Source organism: Aminobacter niigataensis (assembly GCF_014200015.1).
In the GTDB taxonomy this organism is placed as follows: domain Bacteria; phylum Pseudomonadota; class Alphaproteobacteria; order Rhizobiales; family Rhizobiaceae; genus Aminobacter; species Aminobacter niigataensis.
The window spans coordinates 1-22,768 of sequence record NZ_JACHOT010000010.1 but is presented as its reverse complement, the minus strand read 5'-3'; the positions used below and the strand labels follow the sequence as shown (position 1 = coordinate 22,768).

At 63.4% G+C, this 22,768-nt stretch carries 19 protein-coding genes; 14 read left to right on the top strand and 5 right to left on the bottom strand.

From position 1 onward, the window contains the following. Positions 1–53: 53 nt before the first annotated feature. Positions 54–1,136: a CobW family GTP-binding protein gene (locus GGQ99_RS24075; protein WP_108607005.1), complete on the bottom strand. Its 1,083-nt coding sequence runs from the start codon at positions 1,134–1,136 to the stop codon at positions 54–56. A 182-nt stretch (positions 1,137–1,318) separates the two neighbouring features. Between GGQ99_RS24075 and GGQ99_RS24070 the strand changes: the two genes are divergently transcribed. From GGQ99_RS24070 to GGQ99_RS24055, 4 genes are all read left to right on the top strand, one after another. Continuing rightward, complete coding sequence (locus GGQ99_RS24070) at positions 1,319–2,053, top strand: intradiol ring-cleavage dioxygenase (protein WP_108607006.1); 735 nt, start codon at positions 1,319–1,321, stop codon at positions 2,051–2,053. A 197-nt stretch (positions 2,054–2,250) separates the two neighbouring features. After that, on the top strand, positions 2,251–2,763 hold the full coding sequence (locus tag GGQ99_RS24065) for a MarR family winged helix-turn-helix transcriptional regulator (protein WP_183264494.1): 513 nt from the start codon (positions 2,251–2,253) through the stop codon (positions 2,761–2,763). 94 nt (positions 2,764–2,857) lie between these two features. Continuing rightward, positions 2,858–3,796: a DMT family transporter gene (locus GGQ99_RS24060; protein WP_108609744.1), complete on the top strand. Its 939-nt coding sequence runs from the start codon at positions 2,858–2,860 to the stop codon at positions 3,794–3,796. 64 nt (positions 3,797–3,860) lie between these two features. Then, positions 3,861–4,895: a LacI family DNA-binding transcriptional regulator gene (locus tag GGQ99_RS24055; protein WP_108607008.1), complete on the top strand. Its 1,035-nt coding sequence runs from the start codon at positions 3,861–3,863 to the stop codon at positions 4,893–4,895. A 35-nt stretch (positions 4,896–4,930) separates the two neighbouring features. Here the strand turns inward: GGQ99_RS24055 and GGQ99_RS24050 are convergent, their stop codons facing one another. Continuing rightward, positions 4,931–5,704 carry a gamma-glutamyl-gamma-aminobutyrate hydrolase family protein gene (locus tag GGQ99_RS24050; protein WP_183264493.1) on the bottom strand — a complete coding sequence of 258 codons (774 nt, stop codon included), beginning with the start codon at positions 5,702–5,704 and terminating at the stop codon, positions 4,931–4,933. 297 nt (positions 5,705–6,001) lie between these two features. On the opposite strand from GGQ99_RS24050, the gene GGQ99_RS24045 reads away from it, so the two are divergent. Continuing rightward, on the top strand, positions 6,002–7,114 hold the full coding sequence (locus tag GGQ99_RS24045) for a TRAP transporter substrate-binding protein (RefSeq protein WP_108607010.1): 1,113 nt from the start codon (positions 6,002–6,004) through the stop codon (positions 7,112–7,114). Between the two features lie 117 nt (positions 7,115–7,231). On the opposite strand, the gene GGQ99_RS24040 is transcribed toward GGQ99_RS24045, so the two are convergent. From GGQ99_RS24040 to GGQ99_RS24030, 3 genes are all read right to left on the bottom strand, one after another. Further along, positions 7,232–8,980, bottom strand: coding sequence for a TRAP transporter large permease (locus GGQ99_RS24040; RefSeq protein ID WP_183264492.1), 1,749 nt, complete (start codon positions 8,978–8,980; stop codon positions 7,232–7,234). Further along, positions 8,977–9,561, bottom strand: a complete 585-nt coding sequence (locus GGQ99_RS24035) for a TRAP transporter small permease subunit (RefSeq protein ID WP_108607012.1) — start codon at positions 9,559–9,561, stop codon at positions 8,977–8,979. The genes GGQ99_RS24040 and GGQ99_RS24035 overlap by 4 nt, the downstream gene beginning before the upstream one ends. A 206-nt stretch (positions 9,562–9,767) precedes the next feature. Continuing rightward, on the bottom strand, positions 9,768–10,673 hold the full coding sequence (locus tag GGQ99_RS24030; protein ID WP_183264491.1) for a branched-chain amino acid ABC transporter permease: 906 nt from the start codon (positions 10,671–10,673) through the stop codon (positions 9,768–9,770). A gap of 94 nt (positions 10,674–10,767) precedes the next feature. Here GGQ99_RS24030 and GGQ99_RS24025 point away from each other — a divergent pair, with 94 nt between their 5' ends. The 9 genes from GGQ99_RS24025 to GGQ99_RS23985 form a co-directional block, all read left to right on the top strand. Further along, on the top strand, positions 10,768–11,367 hold the full coding sequence (locus GGQ99_RS24025) for a CGNR zinc finger domain-containing protein (protein WP_183264490.1): 600 nt from the start codon (positions 10,768–10,770) through the stop codon (positions 11,365–11,367). Further along, positions 11,360–11,893 (top strand): hypothetical protein, encoded by a 534-nt coding sequence (locus tag GGQ99_RS24020; RefSeq protein WP_183264489.1) that lies wholly within the window; start codon positions 11,360–11,362, stop codon positions 11,891–11,893. The genes GGQ99_RS24025 and GGQ99_RS24020 overlap by 8 nt, the downstream gene beginning before the upstream one ends. A 208-nt stretch (positions 11,894–12,101) precedes the next feature. Beyond that, entirely contained in the window at positions 12,102–15,578 is a 3,477-nt protein-coding gene (locus tag GGQ99_RS24015; RefSeq protein WP_183264488.1) for an indolepyruvate ferredoxin oxidoreductase family protein, read from the top strand. 139 nt (positions 15,579–15,717) lie between these two features. Then, positions 15,718–18,027 (top strand): putative bifunctional diguanylate cyclase/phosphodiesterase, encoded by a 2,310-nt coding sequence (locus tag GGQ99_RS24010; RefSeq protein ID WP_183264487.1) that lies wholly within the window; start codon positions 15,718–15,720, stop codon positions 18,025–18,027. Between the two features lie 154 nt (positions 18,028–18,181). After that, positions 18,182–18,961, top strand: coding sequence for an N-acyl amino acid synthase FeeM domain-containing protein (locus GGQ99_RS24005; RefSeq protein ID WP_108607017.1), 780 nt, complete (start codon positions 18,182–18,184; stop codon positions 18,959–18,961). Positions 18,962–19,026: 65 nt separating this feature from the next. Next, positions 19,027–20,319 carry an ABC transporter substrate-binding protein gene (locus tag GGQ99_RS24000; RefSeq protein ID WP_246389724.1) on the top strand — a complete coding sequence of 431 codons (1,293 nt, stop codon included), beginning with the start codon at positions 19,027–19,029 and terminating at the stop codon, positions 20,317–20,319. Between the two features lie 225 nt (positions 20,320–20,544). After that, a complete protein-coding gene (locus GGQ99_RS23995; protein WP_108607019.1) occupies positions 20,545–20,793 on the top strand; it encodes an aa3-type cytochrome c oxidase subunit IV in 249 nt (82 codons plus the stop codon). A gap of 291 nt (positions 20,794–21,084) precedes the next feature. Beyond that, complete coding sequence (locus GGQ99_RS23990) at positions 21,085–22,386, top strand: Re/Si-specific NAD(P)(+) transhydrogenase subunit alpha (protein ID WP_183264485.1); 1,302 nt, start codon at positions 21,085–21,087, stop codon at positions 22,384–22,386. Beyond that, positions 22,386–22,768 (top strand): proton-translocating transhydrogenase family protein (locus GGQ99_RS23985; RefSeq protein ID WP_183264484.1); only part of this gene is annotated, 383 nt, incomplete at its 3' end. The genes GGQ99_RS23990 and GGQ99_RS23985, both read left to right, overlap by 1 nt.

The following is a 22,768-nucleotide window of genomic DNA, read 5'->3' as shown; positions in this document are numbered from 1 at the left end:
GAGGGTGCCGTCAGGCGGATGAGGGGCAGGGTATTCCGTGGACACGTTGGCGCTTAAGCCGCCTGGCAGGCCTCGAAGCTGCGCTTCAGACGCTCGGCGTCGAGCTCGCGGCCGATGAACACCAGCCGGCTCTCGTGCTTCTCGTCGTCCTTCCAGGCGCGCTGGTGGTCGCCCTCGATGATCATGTGCACGCCCTGGATGACATAGCGGTCCGGGTCGTCCTTGATGGCGATGATGCCCTTGAGGCGCAGGATGTTGGGGCCTTCCATCTGGGTGATCTTCTCGATCCAGGGGAAGAATTTCTTGGAATCCATCTCGCCGCCGCGCAGCGACACCGACTGCACCGTCACGTCATGGATCGGCGACACCGCGCCATGGTCATGGTGGTCGTGATCATGGTGATGATGGTCATGGTCGTGGTGGTGATGGTCGTGGCCGCAATCCGGGCCGCATTCGTGATCGTGGTCGTGGTCATGATCGTGGGCATCGAGGAAATGCGGGTCGTCGGCCAGCACGCGTTTGAGGTCGAAGGCGCCGCGGTCGAGCACCTGGTCGAGGGCCACGCCGGCGCGGGTGGTGCGATGGATCCTGGCCGAAGGATTGATGGCGCGGATGGCGGCTTCGACCTGGCGCAGTTCATCCTCGTTCACAAGATCGGTCTTGTTGAGCACGACGACGTCGGCGAAAGCGATCTGGTCCTCGGCCTCGCGAGAATCCTTGAGGCGGAGCGGCAGGTGCTTGGCGTCGACCAGGGCGACGACGGCGTCGAGCTTGGTCTTGGAACGAACGTCCTCGTCCATGAAGAAGGTCTGGGCGACGGGGACCGGGTCGGCAAGGCCGGTGGTCTCGACGACGATGGCGTCGAAGCGGCCGGGGCGGCGCATCAGGCCTTCGACGACGCGGATCAGGTCGCCGCGCACGGTGCAGCAGACGCAGCCATTGTTCATCTCGTAGATTTCCTCGTCGGATTCGACGATCAGGTCGTTGTCGATGCCGATCTCGCCGAATTCGTTGACGATGACCGCATAACGTTTGCCGTGGTTTTCCGACAGGATGCGGTTGAGCAGGGTCGTCTTGCCCGAGCCGAGATAGCCGGTCAGTACGGTGACGGGGATTTGGGTCTGAGCTTCGGTCATGGTCGTCCTCGGGATCGAATAGAGGCTCCATATAGGATGCCGGAGACGCTTTTGCACGTCTCAAACGGCATCAAGGCGGCGCGTTGCGCACATTACGGAAGTTTCATTGGGACGGTGGCCGGGACGTGCCTAGATTGAGGGCTGGGCAAGGGCTTGCCGCCCCATTTTCGGAGACAGCATCGATGCCGAAAGCATCTTTTCCCAGCAGACTGAGCCGCCGCCGGGCGCTTGGCCTCATCGCAGTGACCGCGAGCGGCAGCGCGCTGGTGCCGGTCCAGCTGTTTGCGCAGCAAACTACGCCGGCATCCGGAGCCTCGTTACTGATGCCGGAGGCCGGCGTCTGCTCGATCACGCCGGAAACGACCGAAGGTCCCTATTATTTCGATCCGGCGCTGGAGCGCGCCGAGATCACCGAAGGCAGGAAGGGCGTTGCGCTCACCGTGCAACTGCAGGTCGTCGACGAGGCTTGCGTGCCGATCGAGGGCGCCCGCGTCGACCTCTGGCATTGCGACGCGACCGGCCACTATTCGGGCTATCCCGGCCAGGGCGACGGCCGCGACGTCGACACCACGGGCGAAAAATTCCTCCGCGGCTGGCAGCGCACCGGCAGGGACGGCATCGTCACCTTCAAGACCATCTATCCCGGCTGGTATCGCGGCCGCACCACGCATATCCATTTCAAGGCGTTTCCGAGCGAAGGCAGGGCGATGACCGGCCAGATGTTCTTTCCCGACGATCTCAGCGAGCACATCTTCACCGCCGTCGCGCCCTACAACCAGCGCAGCGGGGAGCGCGATACGATGAATGCCGACGACGGCATCCTGCGTCGCGCCGGCCAGGGCGTGCAAAGTGCGGTGCGCGAGGCTGCTGCCGCCTACGAGGCGCTGATGATCATCGCGGTGAAAAGGGCAGCGTAGGCTGCGTTGCCCGGAAATTTGCCGGCGAACGGTATCTGTCATCGAACTGTAACATCCGTCTGGCAATAGCGCTCATGCGGAAGGTCGGTTGCCGGCAAAGTGAGACGGCAACAATCTCCCGCACTGTCGATTGCCAAGGGCTACGCAGCAACTATTCTCGGCCAGTACGGCACGGGGGCGTGGCGCAGGAGAGGCGGATGTCCAAGTCCAACAAAGGCGCGGCGATGAGCCGGCTTCACCAAGTGGCCAGGCTGGCGCGCACCTCGCTTGCCGCACGGCTCCTTGCCCACGGATTCTATGCCGGCCAGGACCAGATCATGCTGTCGCTGCACGACGACGACGGCCAGACTCCCGGTCAGCTCGCCTCGCGGCTGGGCGTGCGTCCGCCGACGATCACCAAGACCATCAACCGGCTGCAGGCGCAGGGTTTTCTTGAAAAGCGCGCTTCGGACACCGATGCCCGCCAGGCCCACATTTTCCTCACCGAAACCGGCCAAGATGCCATCCGCGCCATCGAAAAGTCGGTCAAGAAGACCGAAAAGCAGGCGCTCAAGGGCTTCGACAAGAAGGATCTGAAGCAGCTGTCCAAGCTTCTCCTGCGCATCGAGGCCAATCTGTCGGACCTGACGATCATCGACGAAGAGGCGGCTGCCGATGTCGAGGGTACGGCCGAGGTGGAGCCAGAAGCGGAAGCCGAAGCGGCGGAATAGGCGCTTCGTCGCCTGCAGACACGAGTTTTGCCTTGCCGGGCGGCGCCTATTGGCGCAATAGCGAGTGATCCTCCGTTCCATCCGGCCTGCCAGCGTGACTCCTGAAAAACCAGCAGAAACTGCAACGCCGTCATCGGCGATCCTGCTGATATTCGCGTCGGGCCTGGTCTTTTCCTTCCTCGACACCAGCGCCAAGCACCTGGTGACGTCGGGCATGGCCGCCCCTTTCGTCACCTGGGTGCGTTTTGCGGTCCATGCAATGCTCGTCATGGTGCTGTTCAAGGCATGGCGGCGGCCCGAGCGCCTGGTGCCGCAGAACATCTGGCTGCAGATACTGCGCGCCGTGTTCATGTTCGGCTCGACCATCTTCAACTTCATGGCGCTGCAGACACTGCAACTCGCCGAAACGGTGTCGATCAATTTCGCCAGCCCGATGGTCATCACCGCGCTTGCCGGGCCGCTGCTCGGCGAGTGGGCCGGCTGGCGGCGCTGGCTTGCCGTCTCGGTCGGGTTCATCGGCGTGATCGTCATCACCCGACCGGGTTTCGGCGGCTTCGGCATCGGCCACCTGTTCTCGATCTGCGCCATGCTGAGCTCGTCGCTCTACACCATCATGACCCGGCAGATGGGCAGCCGCGAAACGGCCGAGAGCCTGATCCTCTATTCGGCTGTCGTGCCCGCCATCTTCATGCTGCCGGCGCTGCCGCTGGCAGGTTCGATGCCCGCCCATCTCTATGACTGGCTGGTGCTGTTCGGCCTGGGAGTCTTCGGCGGTTTCGGCCACTGGCTGCTGATCAAGGCCTATCAGCGCGCCACAGCCACGGCGCTTGCGCCTTATCCCTATCTGCAGATGGTGTGGATGATCATCCTCGGCTGGCTGGTCTTCGACCAGTTGCCCGACCGGTACACCCTCGCGGGGGCTGCGATCATCGTTGCCAGCGGTCTCTACATCATCCACCGCGAGCACAAGTTGCGGGTCAAGAACCGTGCCGCGCCCAATGCCGAAGCCGAGGAGCTGGCAAAAAAGCTTTGATTTGCCGTTGAACAATGGCATACGGCTTTAAACGGTTTAAAAGACCGTCCGTTCACGCTTGCGGATGGAGGGCCCGCTGGCTCAGAAGATCAAGCTTTCGACGATTGCTGACGCGCTGGGTGTGTCGACCGCTACCGTGTCGCTTGCGCTGCGGGACAGCCCGCTCGTCGCCGACGCCACCCGCGACCGCATCAAGCAGCACGCCCGCGAGATCGGCTATATCTACAATCGCCGCGCCGCCAGCCTGCGCACCTCGCGCTCCGGCATCGTCGGCGTCGTCGTCCACGACATCATGAACCCGTTCTACGCCGAGATACTGCGCTCCATCGAGAGCGAGCTCGATCGCAGCCGGCAGACCTTTATCCTTTCAAACCACTACGACGACCTCGAAAAGCAGCGCACCTTCGTCGACACGCTGCTGCAGCTCGGCGCCGACGGCGTGATCATGTCGCCAGCCATCGGCACGCCGGCCGAAGACATCATCATGGCCGAGGAAAACGGCCTGCCTGCCGTACTGATCGCGCGATCGGTCGAGGGCGCGGAAGTACCGGTGTTCCGGGGCGACGACGCCTATGGCACCGCGCTTGCCACCAATCATCTCATTTCGCTCGGGCACAAGCGCATCGCCATGATCGGCGGCACCGACCAGACCTCGACCGGCCGTCACCGCTACCAGGGTTATGTCAACGCGATGGAGGCGGCCGGGCTCGAAGTGCTGCCATCGTGGCGCATCGCCGGTCCGCGCACTAAGCAGGGCGGTTTCGAGGCGGCCGGGCAGTTCCTGGCGCTCAAGGACAAGCCGACCGCCGCCTGCTGCTGGAACGACCTCGTCGCCATCGGCCTGATGAACGGCATCGCCCGCGCCGGGCTCGTGCCGGGCATTGACGTCTCCGTCACCGGCTATGACGACCTAGAGGAAGCACAGATCGCAACGCCGGCGCTAACCACGGTGTGGAACGGCCAGCGCGAGGTCGGCCGCCGCGCCGCCAGTGCGCTGCTCGACAAGCTCAACGGCCAGTCGGTGCGGCCGTCGCAGGAACTGATCAAGCCGGAGTTGCACGTCCGGCAGTCGACTGGAAAGCCCAAAGAGCGGACTTGAAAACCGGCTGGGACAGTTGCCCCGGGGCGTAGAACTTACTCCGCCGCCGTCCTTGCCGCATGGCGTGCGACGGCATGCGCACGGACAGCATCGCCGAACGCCTTGAAGATGCGCTGCGAGACGTCGTCCGTACCAACCCAATATTCCGGGTGCCACTGCACGCCGACGGCGAAGGCGCGCGAGTCGCGCACGGACACCGCCTCCACCGTGCCGTCCGGCGCCACCGCCTCGACCTGCAATTTCGGGCCGAGCCGTTCGACCGCCTGGCGGTGCACCGAATTGACCATGATGTCGCCGGGGCCGAACACGCCAGCCAGGCAGCTGCCGGGCTTGATGGTGACCGTCTGACGGATGGCGAAACGCTCGTCCTGGATGTCGCTCACCGGGGCGCGGTGATCCATCGAGCCTTCGCGTTCCTGGATCTCGGTGGCGAGGCTGCCGCCGAGAGCGACGTTGAGTTCCTGGATGCCACGGCAGATGGCGAGCAGCGGCACGCCGCGCTCGATCGCCCTGCGGATCAGCGGCATGGTGGTTGAGTCGCGCGCCGGGTCGTAGGGGCCGTTGGCTTCGGTCGCTTCCTCGCCGTAAAGGCGCGGGTCGACGTTCGACTTGGAGCCGGTCAGCATGACGCCATCGACAGACGAAAGCAGTTCGTCGAAGTCGAGCCGGTCGCCGAACGACGGCACAAGAAGCGGCAGTACGCCGGCGCCCGATATCGCCGCCTCCAGATATTGCTGGGGCGCCGCATGCCAGGTGTAGTTCTCGAACTGGCGGACATCGGTCGACACGGCGACAAGCGGCTGGTGCATGATGAGGTTCAGATCCTTGTGGGAAGCATGCGGTTTCCTTGCCCATAAAATAGGCGATCCGAAGGCTCTTTTCCAACACAAGTTTGCATGCCTGTCATGCGTCGCGAAATCGGGATTAGACTATAGTTTTAGATGCTTGGGTGCCGCAGCGTTTTCCTAGGCCAAACTTCGAGTGCCCAGCCGGGCGCGCTTTACTCGCACTCTTCGCCGTGTATTGTCGCGGGCGCGTAGTGGGGGGAGGCCAACAATTTCCTCAGCGTCGCATAGGTTCTTTCGGTTCAGCATGGGAGGAATTTGATGGATCGCCGTTCATTTATCAGGAAGGCCGGCGCGACCGGCGTCGGGGCAGCAGCGGCTGCCGCGACGCTTGCAGCACCGGCAATTGCCCAGTCCAATCCCAAGGTTACGTGGCGCCTGGCCTCGTCGTTCCCGAAGTCGCTTTCGGACACGATCTTCGGCGGGGCGCTGACGCTTTCAAAGTATGTGTCGGAAGTCACGGACGGCAATTTTCAGATTCAGGTTTTCGCTGCGGGCGAAATCGTTCCCGCGCTGCAGGTCGCAGACGCTGTAACGGCCGGCACGATCGAGGCCGCGCATACGGTCTGCTACTATTTCTGGGGCAAGGACCCGACCTGGGCGCTCGGCTCGGCGGTGCCCTTCTCGCTCAACGCGCGCGGCATCAACGCATGGCACTATCAGGGCGGCGGCATCGATCTCTTCAATGAGTTCCTGGGAACGCAGGGCATCGTCGGCTTCCCTAGCGGCAACACCGGCGTCCAGATGGGCGGCTGGTTCCGCAAGGAGATCAACACGGTCGCCGATCTCCAGGGCCTCAAGTTCCGCGTCGGCGGGTTTGCCGGCAAGGTGCTCGAACGCCTCGGCGTCGTTCCCCAGCAGCTCGCTGGCGGCGACATCTACCCGGCCCTGGAAAAGGGCACGATCGATGCTGCTGAATTCGTCGGCCCGTTCGACGACGAAAAGCTCGGCTTCGTGAAGGTCGCGCCGTTCTACTACTACCCCGGCTGGTGGGAAGGCGGTCCGACCGTCCACTCCTTGTTCAACAAGGCCAAGTTCGAGGAACTGCCGAAGCAGTACCAGTCGGTGCTGAAGGTGGCCTGCCAGGCGGCGGACGCGAACATGCTTTCCGCCTACGACTGGCTCAATACGGCCGCTCTGAAACGCCTCGTTGCGGCCGGCGCCCAACTGCGTCCGTTCAGCCCCGAGATCATGTCGGCATCCTTCGACGCGGCAAACCAGACCTATGCCGAGATCGAGGCGGGCAACGCCACATTCAAGAAGACCTGGGAATCGATCAAGGCCTTCCGCAAGGATTACTACCTCAACATGCAGGTCGCCGAATACAACTACGACACCTTCATGATGGTACAGCAGCGCGGCGGCAAACTCTGAGCTGATCGCTACTCGCGAAGAAACCCCGGGGCGCCGCCCCGGGGTTTTTCTTTGCCAGCGGCCAAGGCCGGAACGAAAAAGGGCGCCCGTGGGCGCCCTTTTTGCTTGCCGACAGGTTCAGTTGAAGCTCGGCGGCTTGGACAGGTCGGGGGCCGGGGCTGCCGGTTGGGCAGGCGCGGTACCCGGCGCTGCCGGAGCGGTGCCGCCGGCAGGCGGCGCGCCGAGCGGCGGCAGCCCAAACCCGCCATCCAGGCTGGGCATGTCAGGCATCTTGATCTCGATGCTGCTCGGGTCGACCGTCGGACCCTTGTAGTGCATCACCATCTGCGGGAAGGCGATGGTCAGCCCGATCATGATGATCTGGATGCAGACGAAGGGAACGGCGCCCCAATAGATCTGCCCTGTGGTCACCGGCTCGATGTTCTTGCCGGTGATCCTGTCGAGATAGGGCACGCGCGCTGCCACCGAACGCAGATAGAACAGCGCGAAGCCGAAGGGCGGATGCATGAAGCTGGTCTGCATGTTGACGCCCAACAGGACGCCGAACCAGATCAGGTCGATGCCGAGCTTGTCGGCGGCAGGCGCCAGAAGCGGCACGACGATGAAGGCCAGTTCGAAGAAGTCGAGGAAGAAGGCGAGCAGGAAGACCAGTATGTTGACGGCGATCAGGAAGCCGACCTCGCCGCCGGGCAGCGACACCAGCAGGTGCTCGACCCAGAGATGGCCGTTGACGCCGTAGAAGGTGAGCGAGAAGACGCGCGCGCCGATCAGGATGAAGATGACGAAGGACGACAGCCTCGTGGTCGAGGCCAGCGCCTGCTTGATCACGTCGAAGGACAGCCTGCCCTTCGCCGCGGCCATGATCAGGGCTCCGACCGAGCCCATCGCGCCGCCTTCCGTCGGCGTCGCAATGCCAAGGAAGATGGTGCCGAGCACAAGGAAGATCAGCGCCAGCGGCGGGATCAGCACGATGATGACCTGCTGGGCCAGCCGCGACATCATGTTGATCTTGAGGCTACGGTCGGCGATCGCCACGATGTAGATGACGATGATGCCGACACAGGCGCCGAGGATGTCGGCGTTGGCGCCGTGGGTCGGCGACAGATAGACATGAGCGGCATAGGCGATCACGGCGGCGAACAGCAGCGCCACGAACAGCGAGGTCACGCCATGGCCCAGCGTGCGGGCCTCGAGCGGCAGTGCGGGCATCGCCTTCGGCCGGATGATCGACATCAGCAGGATGTAGCCCATGTAGAGGCTGGTCAGCACCAGGCCGGGGATCAGCGCACCCTTGTACATGTCGCCAACCGAGCGGCCGAGCTGGTCGGCGAGCACGATGAGCACGAGCGAGGGCGGGATGATCTGCGCCAGCGTGCCTGACGCAGCGATGACGCCGGAGGCAAGGCGGCGGTCATAGCCGTAGCGCAGCATGATCGGCAGGGAGATCAGGCCCATGGCGATGACCGAGGCGGCAACCACGCCGGTGGTGGCTGCAAGCAGGGCGCCGACGAAGATCACCGCATAGGCAAGGCCGCCGCGGATCGGTCCGAACAGTTGGCCGATGGTGTCGAGCAGGTCTTCGGCCATGCCCGAGCGTTCGAGCACGATGCCCATGAAGGTGAAGAACGGGATCGCCAGCAGTGTTTCGTTCGCCATCACCCCCCAGAAGCGCTCCGGAAGGGCGTAGAGAAGCGGCCAGGACAGGTTGATGCTGCCGTTGGAGAAAGGCGCGAGTTCCACGCCGATCAGGAAGAACAGCAGCCCGTTGGCAGCGAGCGAGAAGGCGACCGGGTAACCGACCAGCATGAAGATGATGAGCGAAAAGAACATGATCGGCGCCATGTTCTGGGCGATGAACTCGATCATGAACGCACCTCGTCGGCAAGCGCCTTGCCTTCGAGTTCGGCCTGTTCGTGGGCAGAGATGAACGGGGTCGGATCATCCATGTCGCCGCGCATGATGGCGACCTTCTTGATGATTTCCGAAATGCCCTGGAAGCCGAGCTGAACGAAACCGATCAGCAGCAGCGCCTTGGCCGGCCACAGGATCAGGCCGCCGGCGCTCGACGACATTTCGCCCGAGCGGAACGACAGGCTCACATAGGGGATGAAATAGTAGATCATCAGGAGGACGAACGGCATCAGGAACAGCAGGTGTCCGAGCAGGTCGATCCAGTGCTGCACGCGGCGCGAGAACATGCCGTAGACGACGTCGATGCGGATGTGCTCGTTCTGCTTGAGCGTATAGGCGGCTGCCAGCATGAAGGCGGCGCCGAACAGGTACCATTGCAGCTCCAGCCAGGAGTTGGACGACATGTTGAACGCCTTGCGGACGATCGCGTTACCCGCACTGACGAGGATGGCAACAAGGATCGCCCAGGCGACCATCTTTCCGATTGCCTCGTTGATACGGTCAATGACCCTGGATAGAGCGAGCAGCCCTGCCATGCATTCCTCCCTGATTTGATGGGGCAGCCGTTGTTCCCCGACGTTCTTTTTCCGGCATTCCCCGATGTCCATGGGTATGCCGGTCATGGGTGCCGCGTCAACATAACAGCGCTATGGCGTCAACCGCTGCGAAGGTTGCAAATCCGGGGAAAAAGCTGCGCTGACGCTGCGACATTCAACCAAAGTCGCACGCCAGAAGCTGTGCTTCAGACAGCGCTGGGCGCGTCCTTGCGGTCGCCTGCCAGCACCAGCATTGCGGCGAGCAGCGCATACATCCAGGCATCGCGCCATTCGATCGGGAAGTAGCCGGCCCACAGGGCCTCGGCCATGCCGAAGATCGCGGCGCCGAGCGCTGCCCTTCCAGGGGCGTAATAGCCGCCGACCGCGGTGATGAACAAAATCTTGAGGCCGTAGACGAGGCCGGCACCGAAGCCGATATTGCCGTAATAGAGCGCTGCCAGAACACCGGCGAGCCCGGCGCAGAGACCACCGTACAACAGCGCGCGATGAAACACGCGTGCGGTGTCGATGCCGCAGAGCTGCGCTGCGAACGGATCGTCGGCCGTTGCGCGCCAATGCCGGCCAAAATCGGAGCGGGCCAGGAAAGCCGTGCCGCCGACGATCACCAGCACGACGATCTCCGTATTGATCAGCTGGATGACCGTCAGCGTCGCGACGAAATTGCCGCTCGACGCGAAGACCACCGGTGTCGCCAGCATCGGCGGCAGCCAATAGTCATGGGTGTCGGCGGCGATGCGGCTCAGTTCCGACAGCACCAGCAGCACGCCGAGCGTGGCGGCGACAATCGCATTGGGCGAGCGGGTGGCGAGCGGAGCGAAGACGGCGCGCGACAGCAGGCGGCTCAGCAATCCTGCATAGGCGAGCGCGACGAGGATGCCGAAGGCGACCGTCGCGGGCAGGGTCAGCCACAGCACCTGCCAGCCATAGACCGCGGTGAGGATCATGGTCTGGCCGCAGAATGCGAAGATGCCGCCATAAGCAAGGTTGGTTCGACGGAGAAGGCCGTTGCCGAGCGCATAGCCGAAAGCCAGCAGTGCATAGATCGCCGCCGAATGCACGCCGTTGAGAAGCTGTTGCAGGAGATAGAGCATGCGCTTTCCGGCTGGTCGGTACGTTCCGCATCGCCGCAAAATTGCGCCCGCGAATCTAACTTGTCAAATTAGCTTTACCAGTTAGATTTAAACCATGTCAGTTTCCTGGACCCGGCATCGCTTTTCCGGCGGCGCGCTTGCGCTCGACACCGCCAACACGGTCGTGTTGCGGGGCGACGCCGAGCGCGGCTTCGACCGCTTCGACGATCCCGCCGAGATCTCCCGCTTTGCCGATGCAGCGACCTTATTTCGCGCCGATGAACTCAAGGGCCGGGCGCTTGCCGCAGCCGACCCGCATGCCATCGCCGGCAAGGTCATCGCCCTGCGCGAGACCACGGACCGGCTTTTCCGCGACGCAGTGGTTGCCGGCGGGCTGGCATCGGCCGACATGCCTGATTTCCTCGATGCCTGTGCCCGGGGGCTTGCCGGGTCGCGCGAAACGTTGACGGCGGCTGCGCCCTTCGGCGTGTCGGCGCAACCGCTGGCATTCGAGGCCGCGCTTGCCGTTTCGGCGCTGTCTCTGATGTCGACCGACGCTCTGTCGCGGCTCAGGATCTGTCCGAACTGCAGATGGCTGTTCGTCGACCGCAGCCGCAACGGCAGCCGGCTGTGGTGCGACATGGCCGTCTGCGGCAACCGCCAGAAGGCCAGGCGGCATTACAGCAGGCGCAAGGAGGAGGTGGCGAATGTCTGAGCGGAGGTTCTTGCGCGCTGCCATAGCACTTTCCGCACTGGCATTGCTGGGGCTGGCCGGTTGCCGCGACAGCGGCGCCGAGGGCGAGCACTTCGAGCTGTCCGGCCGCCTGTTCGTGTTCAATTACCGCGTCGCCACCGTCCGCTATATGGTGACCTTGCGGCCGCTCAAGCCGGTCGGCGAAAGCGAAGTAGCCGTGGTGAATTTCGAGAACCCCGCAGGCGGCGAGGCGATCGCCGTGCGCCAGAAGATCTGGCCGCAGAGCGACAAGGTAACGATCGAAAGCCCGCCGCTCGAATGCGTGGCCAAGGACCGGCCCTACAAGGTGTCGATCGTCATCGAAGGGGCGAAGGGCGAGGCAATGCAGGTGATCGAGACGACAATGGTCTCGTCGCAGGACCAGTCGGTGCTGCCCGACAAGCCGCTTGTCGCCGGGCCGTTCTACGACCTCAATCCTAAGCTCAAGGGACATCCGGACGGGCATTTGCCCGGCGGCCGCGGTGTGAACTGTCCACCGCCGGCCTGAGCATTGCGGTCAGCTTCAATATTCGTGCGCGCTGCGGCGCTCTGCGCTCGGATTGTTTCGTGGCAAGCGGCCAAAAGCATCTTCGATTGTTCTTTTCCCCGTGCAAAGAAATTCGTTTGACGCGACAGCCGTGCCCGGAAAAGCTATCCCTAAGCTACCCAAGGTCAGCCGCCCGAATCGGGGGCCGGTTCGGGCACAGGAAATGCTGATGACGCTTCACGACGTCGCTCTCGATGACAAGTTCGATCTCGGCAAGGAGCGGATCTTCCTCTCCGGCGCCCAGGCCGTCATCCGGATGCTGTTGATGCAGCGCGAGCGCGACCGGCTTGCCGGCCTCGATACGGCGGGTTTCGTCTCCGGCTATCGCGGCTCGCCGCTCGGCGGCCTCGACCTGCAGCTGTGGAAGGCCAAGAAGCAACTCGCCCAATCCAGCATTGTCTTCCAGCCCGGCCTCAACGAGGAATTGGCTGCGACGGCCGTATGGGGCGCGCAGCAGACAGAGCTTCTGGGCGAGGGCAAGCATGACGGCGTCTTTTCCGTCTGGTACGGCAAGGGGCCCGGCGTCGACCGTTCGGGCGACGTCTTTCGCCATGCCAACCTTGCGGGATCGTCGAAGAAGGGTGGCGTGCTGGCGCTGATGGGCGACGACCATACCGCCGAATCCTCGACCAATGCGCATGCCACCGAGTTCTTGTTCGTCGACACTATGATCCCGATCCTCAATCCGGGCGGGGTGCAGGAACTCATCGACTACGGCCTGTACGGCTTTGCGCTGTCGCGTTTCGCCGGCACGTGGGCCGCGATCAAATGCGTCAAGGACAACATCGAATCGACCGCCTCCGTTGATGCCTCGCTCGATCGGCTCAACATCGTCATCCCCGAATTCGACATGCCGCCCGGTGGGCTCAACATCCGCCACGAGCTCGACCAGCTTGGCCAGGAAGCGCGGCTGCACGAATACAAGCGCGCTGCCGCTTCCGCCTTCATCCGCGCCAACAGCATCAACCGCATCGTCTATTCCGGCGGCCGCAAGCCGAAGATCGGCATCATCACCGTCGGCAAGAGCTTTCTCGACGTGCGCCAGGCGCTCGACGATCTCGGCATCGACGAGGCGCGCGCCAACCAGCTCGGCATCCGCCTGTTCAAGGTCGGCTGCCCCTGGCCACTTGACATCGAGCACATCAGGGACTTCGCCAGCGGCCTCGAGATGATCGTCGTCGTCGAGGAAAAGCGCTCGCTGCTCGAGACCCAGGTGCGCGAGGAGCTTTACGGCACCTCGATGCAGCCGAAGGTGGTCGGCAAGCGCGACGAGCGCGGCGACTGGCTGTTTCCGGCCAAGGGCGCGCTCGATCCCAACGACATCGCTATTGCGCTGGGCGAGCGCATCCTCAAGGTCATCGGCCCGTCGGAGGAAATCGCCGCCCGCGTCAGCCGGCTGCGCCAGTACCAGGCGATGCTCGCCGATACCAAGGACGTGGCCTCGCGGACGCCGTTCTTCTGCTCGGGCTGTCCGCACAACACCTCGACCAAGGTGCCAGAGGGATCGATCGCCGGTGCCGGCATCGGCTGTCATTTCATGTCCTTGTGGATGGACCGAAGCACCATCGGCTTCACCGCCATGGGCGGGGAGGGCGCGCAGTGGGTCGGCCAGGCGCCGTTCACCAAGCGCGAGCACATCTTCCAGAATCTCGGCGACGGCACCTACAACCATTCGGGCACGCTGGCGATCCGCTTCGCGCTCGCCTCGGATGCCAACATCACCTACAAGATCCTCTACAACGACGCCGTCGCCATGACCGGCGGCCAGCCACATGAAGGCAGCCTGACCGTCGACATGATCGCCCGCCAGGTGCGCGCCGAGGGCGTCGAGCGCATCGCTGTCGTCACCGACGAGCCGGACAAATATGGCGGGCGTTCGCAGTTTCCTGTCGGCGCCACCTTCCATCACCGCGACGATCTCGACCTCGTCCAGCGCGAGTTGCGCGACATCAAGGGCGTTACCGTCTTGCTCTACGACCAGACCTGCGCTGCGGAAAAACGACGCCGGCGCAAGCGTGGCACCTTCCCCGATCCCGACAAGCGCGTGTTCATCAACGAGTTGGTCTGCGAGGGCTGCGGCGACTGCGGCGTCAAGTCGAGCTGCGTCTCCATCCAGCCCGTCGAGACCGAGTTCGGCCGCAAGCGCAAGATCGACCAGTCGAGCTGCAACAAGGACTTTTCCTGCGTCAACGGCTTCTGCCCGTCCTTCGTCACGGTCCATGGTGCCAAGATCCGCAAGGCCGACGGCATTGCCGGCACCGGCGACCCGCTCGAGGGCGTGCCGGTGGCGAAGGAGTTCGCGCTCGACCGCGACGGCTGGGCGGCGATCATCGACGGCGTCGGCGGCACCGGCGTCGTCACCGTGGGTGCCGTGCTCGGCATGGCCGCCCATCTCGAAGGCAAGGGCTGCGGCATGATCGACATGGCCGGCCTCGCCCAGAAGGGTGGCTCGGTGTTCACCCATGTCCGCATCGCGCGCACGCCCGAAGACATTAACGCCATCCGCGTGTCGGCCGGCAAGGCAGACCTGATCCTGGGCTGCGACCTCGTCGTGTCGGGCGCCAAGAAGGTGCTGGCGGCGGTCCGCGAGAACCACACCATCTTCGTCGCCAACACCGCCGAGATCATGCCCGGCGAGTTCACCCGCTCAGCCGACTTCTCGCTGCCCACCGAACGGCTCAAGAAGGCCATCCGCGAGGCGGCAGGGGACGCGAAGGCGCATTTCTTCGACGCCACCCGCACGGCCGCGGCCCTTTTCGGCAATTCGCTCGGCGCCAACATGTTCATGCTCGGCTTCGCCTTCCAGCATGGCGGCCTGCCGCTGTCGGCCGAGGCGATCGAAAAGGCGATCGGGCTCAACGGCGAGGCCGTGGCGATGAACGTCGCCGCCTTCCGCTGGGGCCGGCGCGCAGCACACGAGCCGGAGTTCGTCCGCGCGATGATCGACCGTTCCGGCCGTGGGGCGGAGCCTGCGGTGGCGCAAACGCTCGACGAGGTGATCGCGCGCCGCGCCGAGTTCCTGACTGCCTATCAGAACGCGGCCTACGCCGAACGCTACGTCGGGCGCATCGCTTCGCTTCGCGCGGCAGAGGAGAAGGCTAGGCCCGGATCGACCGTGGTCGCGGAAGCGGCTGCGCGCTCCCTGTTCAAGCTGATGGCGGTCAAGGACGAATACGAGGTTGCGCGGCTCTACACCGACGGCTCGTTCCAGCGCGAACTGGCGAAGCAATTCCAGGACTACGACCGGCTGGAATTCCATCTCGCGCCGCCGATCCTTGGCCGCAAGGGGGCCGATGGTGTGCCGCGCAAGTCGAGTTTCGGTCCGTGGATGATGAAGGGCTTCAAGCTGCTTTCGGCGATGAAAGGGCTGCGCGGCAGCGCATTCGATATCTTCGGCTACACCGCCGAACGCCGCATGGAGCGCCAGTTGCTCGACAGCTACGAAGCCGATCTGGAACTGATCCGTAGCGTGCTGTCGAGCGACAACATCGAGGCGGCAGCAGGCCTTGCGTCGGTGCCGCAACTGATCCGCGGCTATGGCCACGTCAAGCATGCCAGTGTCGAAAAGGCTGCAGGCGAACGCGGGCGTCTCGTCCCAAGGTTGAAAGCGCCGCCGACAAGAACTGAGCTTCAGGCCGCCGAATAGTTGATACGACTTGTTTACCTGAACCTAAGGTAGCAGGCCTATTCGGAGCCCGATGGGCAAGCAGATGCTGGCCGCGCCCGGTTTCTAAGCCTTTCTTAAGGCGGATGTGGCAGTCCTTGGCCTCCTAGGCAGGCCTCGGATGCGCAGAAGAAACAACGAGATACCCGTCGACGTCTACATACCCTTCGTGGAAACGCTTTTCCGCGATGGCTCTACGTTGGCCGTCGGTATCATCGCGCAGACCTTCCTGATCGTCGTCGTCTGGTGGAAGACGGCCCATCCGCTCTATCTGGTTGTTGCGATCTGCATGCTGCTTGTCGGCACGCTGCGCATGCGAAATTTCCGCAAGTACAACAGCTTGCCGTCTCCGACGACGTGGGAAGAAGCGCACCAGCGCGAAAATGACTACATTCTCTACGGCTCGCTTCACGGCGCGTCGCTGGGCGCATTTTGCCTCGCGGGTATCTACTTCGCGCACGATACGTTTGCCGAAATCGCCTCAGTTTGCGTGACGCTCGCCACGGCAACGTCGATCGCCGGCCGCAATTATGGCTCACCGCGTATGGTGATCATCCTGATCATCGCCTTGACCTGGCCAATCTCGCTCGGCTTCCTGCTGCGCGGCGACGCCTACCACGTCTTTTTGGGCCTGCTGTCGGCGCCATTCCTGTTTGCGATCCGAAAATTCGCCGACACGGTTCGCGACGTGCTGTTCACCGCCGTGTCGGAAGAGAAGAAAGCCAATCGTCTGGCCCAGCGGTTCAACCGTGCGCTCAACACCATGTCGCATGGCCTGGTCATGCTTGGCCCGGACGGGCGCGTGGCGGTCGCCAATGCCGAGGCTGCGCATCTGATGTCGGTCAAGTCGCCCGAGGCTTTGCTGGGGCGCTCGATCCATGGCTTGCTCATGCGCGGCGTGGCCGGCGGTCAGCTTGCGCTGAAGGACTGCCGCTACATCGAGGCTCAGCTGACGCGGGCGCTGCGCGAAGGCAAGGACCGCAAGGTCCTGGTTGCGCTTGCCAATGGCCAGTGCCTGGAATTTTCCGCACGAGAAGGCAGCCAGGAGCTTGGCGTCATCACCTTCGAGGACGTGACGTCCCGCGTCGCGGCGGAGGAGAAGATCCGTTTCATGGCGCGCTACGACAGCCTGACCGGGCTGCCCAACCGCGCCTATTTCCATGAGGTGGTCGCCGAATGCATCCATGCCGGCGACCGCGATCGACTCTGCGCCCTTGCCGTGCTCGACCTTGACGACTTCAAGAGCGTCAACGACACGCTCGGCCATCCCGTCGGCGATGGGCTGATCTATGCCGTGGCGGAGCGGCTTGCGGCGTTTGCCAGCGACAACGTCAAGGTCAGCCGCTTTGGCGGCGACGAATTCATGATCTATTTCGACAGGGTCGACGACGAAGCACATCTGACAGCGGAACTCGATCGCATCTTTGCCGAGATGCAAGGCGAGGTCGACGTCGCCGGTCACGTGCTGCGCATCCAGGCGAGCGGTGGCGCGGTCCTGGGACAGGTGCGGGACTCCGAGGTCGATGCGATGATCGTCAAGGCGGATCTCGCACTCTACAAGGCCAAAGACCTTGGCAAGAACAGCTGGCATCTGTTCGAGGCGGTGATGGATGCGGCCTTCCGCAACCGCCAGCTGATGAAGGCCGATCTGCGCAATGCCGTCGAGGCAGGCGCCCTGCGCGTCGTCTACCAGCCAATCGTCTCCATGGCCACGATGCGGATCGCCAGTTGCGAGGCGTTGTGCCGTTGGGATCACCCTGAGCTCGGGCCGGTCTCGCCGGCCACCTTCATTCCGCTCGCCGAAGAGATGGGCATCATCTCCGAAATCAGCACGTTCGTGCTGCATGCGGCATGTGTGGAATGCGCCAAATGGCCGGCGAAGATCAGTGTCTCGGTCAATCTGTCGGCCAAGGATTTCCGCAACCGCGACGTCATCGACAAGGTGAGGGGGGCACTGGCGAGCTCCGGCCTTGCGCCGCACCGCCTGGAGATCGAGGTCACCGAAACCGCACTGCTCGACGACAAGTCGCTGACGCGCAGCTATGTCGAGGAACTGAAGAGCATTGGCGTGCGCATCGCGCTGGATGATTTCGGCACCGGTTATTCGAGCCTGAGCTACCTGCACAAGCTGCCGCTCGACAAGGTCAAGATCGACCGAAGCTTCCTCGCCGACGTCGGTCAGAACCCGCGCTCGCTGCAATTGCTCAAGGGCATCGTCGACCTGTCGCGCCCGCTCGGGCTTGCGGTCACCGTGGAAGGGGTCGAAACCTTCGAACAGCTCAAGATCCTGGCCGTCGAGGTGCAACCCGACCTGGTCCAGGGGTTCCTGTTCGGCTCGGCGCTGTCTTCGTCCGGTATTGAAACGATGTCCAACACCGTCTGGCCTTTCGCCAAGGATATCGGCCTCGCCCGAATCTCCGCCACTCGTTGAGGCGGCCGCAGATACATTGCCGACAGTGTGGAAATGCTTAATTTTCCGTAAACTATTAACCTTAACGGAAGGTAAACAGGAACAGTTTGATTTTCATCTTTACATCACCCCGGCCTCCGCTACCCTTCAGTCGGGCGGAATTACGGGGACTACCATGACCATTCATCAAGCGACGTCCGGCGGCGACGCCGACGTCAAGAGTAGCAGTGCGTCCGAACCGGGGTCGTCATTTGCACGCCACGTTTCGAGCTTGCTCGAGCGCACCGAATACCGACGTTGCGACAAGGGCGAGGATCTCGAAGACATCTACCGGCTGAGGTACAAATCGTACCGCTCCAACGATATGGTCCCAGACAACGAAAGCCATACGATCAATGACGAGTTGGACGAGGCCCCCAACGCGTATCGTTTTGGTGTCTATGTCGACCAGCATCTGGTGAGCACACTTCGTATCCACCACGTCACCCTGGCCACGCCATTGTCACCGTCGACCAAGGCATTCGGCGACATCGTGATGCCGATGTTGGCCAAGGGGCTGACATTCATCTGCCCCAGCCGGTTCGCATCCGACCCCGAGTGGTCGCGCGTCTACCCCCAGATCCCCTACATCACGCTTCGCCTCGCCGGGATGGCGTGCTTCCACTTCAAGGCGCCTTACTGCCTGTCGACAGTTCGCGAAGACCACGCTGGCTTCTACAAGCGGATCTATTATTCCGAGCGGATCAGCGAGCCGCGCTCGTATCCGGGCGTATTCAACAAGGTGGTTCTCTATCGCGCCGATGTAAACGCCATTCGCGAGCGCTCCTTCCAGCGCTTTCCCTTCTTCAAGTCGACGCCGATGGAGCAGCGGCTGATGTTCGGCAAGCCACCGCTTGGCGAACTGGCTCCGCTGACCATCCTGCCGACGGCAAAATATTTTCGCGAAGCCGCCTGAGCTCGCGTAAGGTCGCCTTGGCGGCCAGTCCGCAACGGTTGGGAAGAATGAAGACGCCGAGCAAGATGTCCCTTCTTCCTGTCGTCTTGCTGTCGGGAGCGATGCTGTCGGCACCGGCTTTGGCCCAGGACGCGATCGGCATCGCAAATCTCGCCTTCCGTACCGGGCCGTTTGCCGCCGCGGGTACGCCGCTGGCCGATGGCCAGCGCGACTACATGCTGATGCTCAACGAGCGCGACGGCGGCGTCAACGGCATCAAGCTGACCTACAGCGAATGTGAGACCGGCTTCAGCACCGACAAGGCGGCCGAGTGCTACGACCGCACCAAGGCCACCAGTATCGTCACCCAGCCATGGTCGCCCGGCGCCACGCTCGCGATTTTGCCGAAGGCCGCCGCCGACAAGCGGCCGATTCTCGCACCCGGCTACGGCTTTTCGGCGATGGCCGAGGGCAAGGTGTTTCCCTGGGTGTTCAACCCGCCGGTCACCTATTGGGACGGCACTTCGATGATGCTCAAGAGCATCTCCGGTGGAAATCTCGACAGCCTGCGCGGCAAGAAGATCGTGCTTCTTCACCTCGATGCCCCCTATGGTGAAGAGCCCATCCCGCTGCTGCAGGAATATTCCGACACCTTCGGCTTCAAGCTGCTGCCGATCCCGGTCGGCGTGAAGGAAATGCAGAGCCAGTCGACGCAATGGCAGAAGATTGCGAGCGAGCGCCCGGATTTCGTGCTGCTGTGGGGTTGGGGTGCGATGAATGCGGGGGCTTTCGCCGAGGCGATCAAGACCGGCTTTTCGATGGACAAGCTGGTCGGCATCTGGTGGTCCGGCCATGACGAGGACCTGAAGGCGGTCGGCGCTGCCGGCAAGGGTTATCGCACCCTGTCATGGAACCTGCCGGCGTCGAACGCCGGGGTAATGCAGGACATCCGTAAATATGTCGTCGAGGCCGGCACGTCGCTGACTTCGGCAGAAGAACTCGACCAGCTGTTCTACCAGCGCGGCGTGCTGATCTCGATGTTGTCGGTCGAGGCGATCAAGGCCGCGCAGGAGCACTTCGACAAAAGGATCATCAATGCCGAGCAGCTGCGCTGGGGCCTTGAGAACCTGAAGATCGACGCCGACAGGCTCGTCTCGGTCGGCGCGGAGGGGATGATCGGAACGTTCTCGACCTCGTGCGACAACCATGCCGGTCATGCCGCCGCATGGATGCTCAGTTGGGACGGGGAAAAATTCGTCAAGGCGTCCGACGCGCTGATGGCAGATCGCGCGATGATCGCGCCACTGGCCGACCTGGAGGCGCGCAAATATGCCGAGACGCATGCGCCGTGGGCGATGAACGAAGATTGCAAGTTGTAGGGCCGAGCGCTCTTCCGGGGATGAGGCCGAGGTGCCGACGGTAGCACCGAATCGATAGACAGGCTTTTGCCACGTGGCCGCAGCGACATCGAGCGGATCGAGCGGCAGCAGGCGATTTATCGCTTTTGATTGATTATCTTGTCGCAGCCTATGGGCAATCTTCCCATTGCCCTGCCGCGCGCATTTCGGTATGTGCGCTTGAACTTGTTTTCCGGAGGGACTCTCATGGCTGACAACACGCCGACCGGCCCGGTCGAACTTGGCGCGCAGATGGACTACGCCGAGCATGAAGGCACCTACAAACTCTTCATCAAACTTTCCAAATACGGCACGCTCTTTTGCGTCGCGTTGATGGTCGCCATGGCGTTCGGCTTCTTTGCCCCGGCCGGCTTCTTCTCCTCGGCTGTGCTGTTCCTGGTGCTCGTCGCCGTGGGTGGCTTCCTGCTCCGCGACCTGCCTACCCATATTAGCTGATCTCTATTTCTGCGGCCGCGAGGCCTTCGCGGTCGTCCACGTTCCAGCCTAGGGGGAGTTGGAACCGGTGATTTTCGCTTCGAATAGAACAGACGCGAACGCGCCGCACGCAGCAGTCTTGCCGGTCATTTGTCTGGCAAGGGCAGGTTTTGGCATGGCCAAAGGGACGGGTGCGTCGGCGGTTTCAACCTCCGTTAGTGTCCAGAATACTTTTCGTTGGTAAGGCGCCGACGCGTTTATCTGCGTCCGGCACCTTACGTTTGGTAAGGTTCCAGCCGAAAGGATTTAACGGTGGGCCAGACGATATTCATACCGAGAGAGATTGATGCGATTGAGAGCCGGGTTGGTGCTTCGCCGGATACGGTGAAACGCCTTGTCGGGCTGGGCTTTGACGTGATCGTGGAGAGCGGGGCGGGGACCTTGTCGCGCATCCCCGATGCCGATTTCGCTGCGGTCGGCGGCAAGATCGGCAAGGCCGCCGATGCCGGCAAGGCGGATGTCGTGCTCAAGGTGCGCCGTCCTTCCGAAGCCGAGCTCAAGGGCTACAAGCCAGGTGCCGCGGTGCTCGCCACCATGGATCCCTATGGCAACGACGCCGCGGTCGCGGCGATGGCCAGGGCAGGCGTCACGGCGTTTGCCATGGAGTTCATGCCGCGCATCACCCGCGCCCAGGTCATGGACGTGCTGTCGTCGCAGGCGAACCTTGCCGGCTACCAGGCGGTGATCGACGGTGCCGCCGAATATGACCGGGCGCTGCCGATGATGATGACGGCGGCCGGCACGGTGCCGGCAGCGAAAGTGTTCATCATGGGCGTCGGCGTCGCCGGCCTGCAGGCGATCGCCACCGCCCGCCGCATGGGTGCGATCGTGACCGCCACCGACGTGCGTCCGGCGGTCAAGGAGCAGGTCGCCTCGCTCGGCGCCAAGTTCCTGGCGGTCGAGGACGAGGAGTTCAAGGCAGCCGAGACCGCCGGCGGCTACGCCAAGGAGATGTCGAAGGAGTACCAGGCGAAGCAGGCGGCACTGACCGCCGAGCATATCGCCAAGCAGGACATCGTCATTACCACCGCGCTGATCCCGGGTCGCCCGGCGCCGAAGCTGGTGTCGGCGGCCATGGTCGCCTCGATGAAGCCGGGTTCGGTGCTTGTCGACCTCGCCGTCGAGCGCGGCGGCAATGTCGAAGGTGCGGTGCCTGGCAAGGTCGTCACCACCGCCAACGGGGCCAAGATCGTCGGCCATCTCAACGTGCCGGGCCGTGTCGCGGCCTCGGCCTCGCTGCTTTACGCCAAGAACCTGTTCGCCTTCCTCGAGACCATGGTCGACAAGACGACCAAGCAGATCGCCATCAACCGCGACGACGAGCTGGTCAAGGCAACGATGCTGACCGATGCAGGCAAGGTCGTTCACCCCAACTTCGCCAATGCCGCGGCAGCGGCTGCAGCGGACAAGCCCAAGCCGGTCGTTGCGGGCCAGAACCGCGGCGACGACCCGGCAAGCGACGGTGCCGCCAAGGCCGAAAAACCGGCCGCTGCCAAAAAGACCACTGCCCAGAAAACCACCGCCAAGAAGCCGGCCAAGCAGGGAGACGCGTGATGGAAGGTCTTCAGAAAGCCCTCAACCAGCTCGACCAGGCGGTTGGTGCCGTCCGGCTCGGCATCCAGGATCTCGCCACCAGCCAAGGGACGGCGGACGCCGCGGGCGATGCCGCACATGCGCTGAGCGGCGGGGCGATCGACCCGTTCGTGTTCCGCTTCGCCATCTTCGTGCTGGCGATCTTCGTCGGCTACTACGTCGTCTGGTCGGTGACGCCGGCTTTGCACACGCCGCTGATGGCGGTGACCAACGCCATCTCCTCGGTGATCGTGGTCGGGGCGCTGCTCGCCGTCGGCATCGCAGCCTCCGGGCTTGCCACCGGCTTCGGCTTCATTGCCCTGGTGCTCGCCTCGGTCAACATCTTCGGCGGCTTCCTCGTCAC